The sequence below is a fragment of the Methanosarcina spelaei genome (assembly GCF_002287235.1).
GTDB lineage: Archaea > Halobacteriota > Methanosarcinia > Methanosarcinales > Methanosarcinaceae > Methanosarcina > Methanosarcina spelaei.
This window is the reverse complement of sequence record NZ_LMVP01000142.1, coordinates 1-4,812: the sequence shown is the minus strand read 5'-3', so window position 1 is coordinate 4,812 and position 4,812 is coordinate 1. Positions and strand designations below refer to the sequence as shown.

The following is a 4,812-nucleotide window of genomic DNA, read 5'->3' as shown; positions in this document are numbered from 1 at the left end:
AAATTCTTGATCGAGAAATCTCTCAAAGTGCTGCATTCAGACTTCAGATCTGTCTGAAACTCATAAAGAGTATTGATGATGAGATCGAAGCTTTAGAGAAAGAAATTTTCAATTATGCTTATAAAAAGCATAAGCGAGAAATGGAGATTTTAATGTCAGTTCCAGGTATAGGAGAACTTGGTGCGGCAATTTTACTTGCTGAAATAGGCAATTTCAAGGATTTTTCTTCTGGAGATAAGCTTGCTTCCTGGCTTGGTCTGGTTCCTAATGTGTATCAATCTGCAGATAAATACCACAACGGAAGAATCACAAAGAGAGGATCAAAGGGAGCAAGATGGATTCTTACGCAGATTTCTCAAGCAGCGGCAAGAAAGAATAACAGTAAGTTAAAAGAGTTTTTTAACAGGAAAAAGAAGTCAATTGGGCATTCCAAGGCAATTATTGCCTTGGCAAGGAAAATTGCAACGATAATATGGCATCTTATCGTAAACGATGAGATATACGAAGATGGAACTGGATATCAAAAAGGAGAAATTCAAAAGAGGAAGATTGTTGAGACAGAAATATTCTCAGTTGATGAACGAATAAAAATAATTAGTGAAATATTTGCGATAATGGAAAAAGAAGGTGAAGAGAGCACGTGAGGAAGATATCCTCATGTACTTTCATGCTAAATAAAGCAGTGTACCAGAAAACGTATATGAAATTCTTCGAATAACATGCACAAATCAATGAAAGTACTTTACCCCCTCTTTTTCAAAATAGGAAGATTGTCGAGACTGAGATATTCTCGGTTGATGAACGAATAAAAATAATTAGTGAAATATTTGCGATAATGGAAAAAGAAGGTGAAGAGAACACGTGAGGAAGATATCCTCATCTACTTTCATGCTAAATAAGGCTGTGTACGGAATTTTCTGTAAATTCAGAGTCAAATTTTGTATACTGATTATAATTCAGTTTTCTTAATGTTGAATTCTCCAACTACATACTTATTAAGATTTATGATTGTACAGAAAAATTGGCACACTATCAGTTCACCCTAATTCTCAAATTATGCATTTAACTTTCCTCTGCTAGCAATTTTTCCAGTAAGAGCAATGGACAGCAGGGACATAAGTGTAAGAATTAACACCAGAAAATTGGCAAGTTCATCATTGCCTGCCTGAAAAGCACTGTATATTGAGATAGACATTGTGTTTGTTTTTCCTGGAATATTCCCTGCCAGCATAAGGGTTGCTCCGAATTCTCCTACAGCTCTTGCAAAACTGAGTACCAACCCTGCCAGTATGCCCCTTTTTGCAAGGGGCAAGGTTATCAGAAGAGCAGTTTCAATTTCACTCCTTCCAAGAACATAGGCTGCATATTCAAGCTCTTTATCTACGGATTCAATGGCTGCTTGTGCAGTTCTTACCATAAGTGGGAGAGAAACCGTATAAGCAGCAATAACTCCAGCCTGCCAGGTAAATAGGATTCCAGTGCCTGTGATACTGTAGATAAATTGTCCAATAATTCCGTTTTTCCCCACTATAATTACCAGAAAATAACCAATTACCGTAGGTGGAAGTATCAGAGGAAGTGTTATCAACAGCTCCACAAGCTCTTTTCCCCGGAAATTATGCCTTGCAAATATATAAGCCAGGAATACCCCGCTGCACAGTACGAGACAGGAAGAGATGGCAGCTATCCGGAATGTAATCGATATCGGAAACCATATCTGGTCAAGCATTGGAGTCATATTTTATTCCGTTATTTATTCAGTTACTTATTCCGTTATTTATTCCGTTATTTATTCAGTTACTTATTCCGTTATTTATTCAGTTATTATTCTGTTACTTATTCCGTTATTTATTCAGTTATTATTCTGTTACTTATTCCGTTATTTATTCAGTTATTATTCTGTTACTTATTCCGTTATTTGGTTACTGCTGTGAATCCGTATTTTTCCAGCGTTTCCTGACCTTCTTCTCCTGTAACGAAATCAATGAATTCCTGTGCGTCTTTTTTATTTTCGGAAGACGAAACTATGGCTATCGGGTAGTTTACAGGAGTACTAACAGATACATTTGTAACGATTTTGATGGATCCGGGATCAGCAGTCAATGTGTCACTCATATATACAAAACCTGCGTCAACTTCTCCTCTTTCCACGTATGTGAGTGCCTGTTTGACGTCTTCAGCAAGTACCGCCTTACTTTCTATCTGATTCCACAAACCAGCTTCAGTCATTGCGGTACGTGTATAATTTCCAACAGGGACTGTATCTGGATTTCCAATGCCGATTTTCTTAACTTCAGGATTAGTAAGGTCTTTCACGTCAGTGATATTGAGGGTGCTGTTTGCAGGGACAATAAGTACAAGTGAATTCCTGGCAAAATTCTCTCTTGAACTGTTGTCTACAAAATTCTCATTGGCAAGGGTGTCCATGTTTTTCTGGTCAGCTGAAGCAAAAACATCTGCGGGAGCTCCTCCCTCAATCTGCTTACGCAGGTTACCTGAACTTCCAAAGTTGAGATTCACATCTATGTCAGGATTTTCGGTTTCAAACTTTGATTCCATATCTGTAAAGGCCTCAGTAAGGCTGGCAGCTGCAGATACTGTTATAGTATCAGAATCCTGCTGAGAAACTGAGGTTTCATTTGCGACTGGGGTACCCGTTTCATTTGCGACTGGAGTGCCCGTTTCGTTTGTAGCTTTGTTTCCATTATCAGTACATCCTATAGCAAGGAACACACCTAAAATTACTAACAGAACTATCAGTTCTTTTCTCACAATTTCACCTACACAAAATATTTTTGCAATTAATCACTTAATTGAGTTCAGCATTGATAACAATAAAAACTTCAGCAGTACAAATTGCTTCTTTATTTTTTCCGTATCTTTATCCTCTAACAGCAATATTATAATTTTGTATAAATTGTGTTAGTCAGAGAACAACAGAGATGTAAACAAGCCGTTATGTCCTATAAAACATAACGTTTTTCTTTTTTACTTTTATAGTATAAGAAGATTCCCGGTGCTGGTCTCGAAGAGGAGTTTAATGTAGGTTTAAGGTAGGTTAAATTTGGTTTAAGGTTATTTAAGATCAGTCTAAGGTAGTTTAAATTCGGTTAAAGGTTATTTAAGATCAGTTTAAGGTAGGTTGAATTCGGTTTAATTTTGTTTAAAGTTGTTTAAGGTTGTTTGGTAGTGGGCATGAGTTATTGAAAACCACAAGCAAGAGAATCTTTCTATATTTCTCTCAAATAAGGAGGATTTACTCTCTTTTTAGGAATTGATCAATAACTCAAGTACACGACCGGTTGTTTAAGGTCGGTTTAATGTCAGACAGGATTCTTCAATATATTAATTTATATTAGAATTTCAAGAAAACAAAACAGTAAAAAAGTAGGGTAAAATTTAAAAAAGGTTAGACTCTATTTCCTGAAGTAAGCCTTCTGGATTCCGAATAAACTTTTGTGAACTCCGCTCCAAGTGTAATCATAATTGAGGAATAGTAAGATAGAAGAAACAGTCCTATAATGGACCCTATTGCTCCGTATAAACTTGTAGGGCTACTGTATGCAAAAAAGAGCACAACAATGTATTTTCCTATTGTTACAAGAATTGTTGTTATGAGAGCTCCTACAAAAACGGATTTGATATCAAGACTCTTATCTGGAAGTACCTTATACACAAGTGTGAAAAAAATCACAAGAATAAGGAAGCTAGCTATCGAACCTGCATAATCAGTAATCACAGGTGAAAACGGTAGAAACTGATGGAATAATTTTGAAGCCGCATAAAGAAATCCTTCAATAAATATGCTCAGTACAAGCAGCCCTCCAAACAAAATAACAATAACAAAAGAAACCACTGCGTCTTTTATAAAGTCTTTGATATTATTAGTCTCATCAGGCTTGATACCCCACGCCTGCTCAAGGAAGTTCTTTAATTGCCTGAAAATATTACTTGCACTCCAGAGTAGTAGAACAACACCAATTAATGCACTTATTGACAGAGAATTAAGGTCAGGAATGCGTTCGAAAAGTAAAATTATCATATTTATGACTACTTCATCTATAACTCCTTCTAAGTAATTAATTATGGTCTCCTGAAGACTTTCTGATTTTAAAAAAATACTGCCTATAGATACCGAAAATAACAGTAAGGAAGGTAAGCTCAATATAAAATAAAACGCCAGTGCAGCACTGTGTGTTAGCGCGTTATCTTCCAACCATTTATTTATCGTTCTGGCAATGAGATTTCTTACGTACTCCTTTCTTATGTACTCCCTTCTTACGTACCCCCAGCTCATATTTTCCCCCAATACATAATACATATCACTTTTATTAAAAAGTTCTTATTAAATTTTTTAAATATTTACTCTTTTTAAAGATCTACTCTTTTTAAAGATCTACTCTTTCTGCGAAGGATAGAGTATAAAAGAAAAATTGAGGGAATAGTGAAGAGAAAAATAGAATCAAAATAAATAGTTAGTGAGCCAATTATCAAGGGTTCAATAATTCCGAATAATTGCAGTCAATTCTATACGATATTTTGCTGTTGGCTCTACGATGATTTTTGGCTTTTCGCTATATAGGCAGTATGCCACTTTTTTTGTAAAATTAGAAACCTTATAAAGTTTGTGGTTTGAAAATCTCTGGCAAGAGAACTGAATTTTATTCAGTATACAAAAATTTGACTTTGAATTTACAGGACTTTCAGCACACTGCCTTTTATACTTTTATACAATTTAATAATCATACTTAATTTATTAGGGTCCTCTTAAATTCACCATCAAACTGAAGATTATTTCTCTTTTATTCCATT

General features: G+C 35.3%; 4 protein-coding genes. 1 reads left to right on the top strand and 3 read right to left on the bottom strand.

The annotated features are described in order from the left end of the window. A partial coding sequence (locus tag ASJ81_RS08830) for an IS110 family transposase (RefSeq protein WP_141241560.1) occupies positions 1-644 on the top strand: 644 nt, incomplete at its 5' end. Positions 645-1,054: 410 nt separating this feature from the next. On the opposite strand, the gene modB is transcribed toward ASJ81_RS08830, so the two are convergent. The 3 genes from modB to ASJ81_RS08815 form a co-directional block, all read right to left on the bottom strand. Next, positions 1,055-1,738 carry a molybdate ABC transporter permease subunit gene (gene modB / locus ASJ81_RS08825; RefSeq protein ID WP_095644150.1) on the bottom strand — a complete coding sequence of 228 codons (684 nt, stop codon included), beginning with the start codon at positions 1,736-1,738 and terminating at the stop codon, positions 1,055-1,057. Between the two features lie 176 nt (positions 1,739-1,914). Then, positions 1,915-2,772, bottom strand: a complete 858-nt coding sequence (gene modA / locus ASJ81_RS08820) for a molybdate ABC transporter substrate-binding protein (RefSeq protein WP_095644149.1) — start codon at positions 2,770-2,772, stop codon at positions 1,915-1,917. Between the two features lie 637 nt (positions 2,773-3,409). After that, positions 3,410-4,297: a YihY/virulence factor BrkB family protein gene (locus ASJ81_RS08815; protein ID WP_170943258.1), complete on the bottom strand. Its 888-nt coding sequence runs from the start codon at positions 4,295-4,297 to the stop codon at positions 3,410-3,412. Positions 4,298-4,812 lie beyond the last annotated feature (515 nt).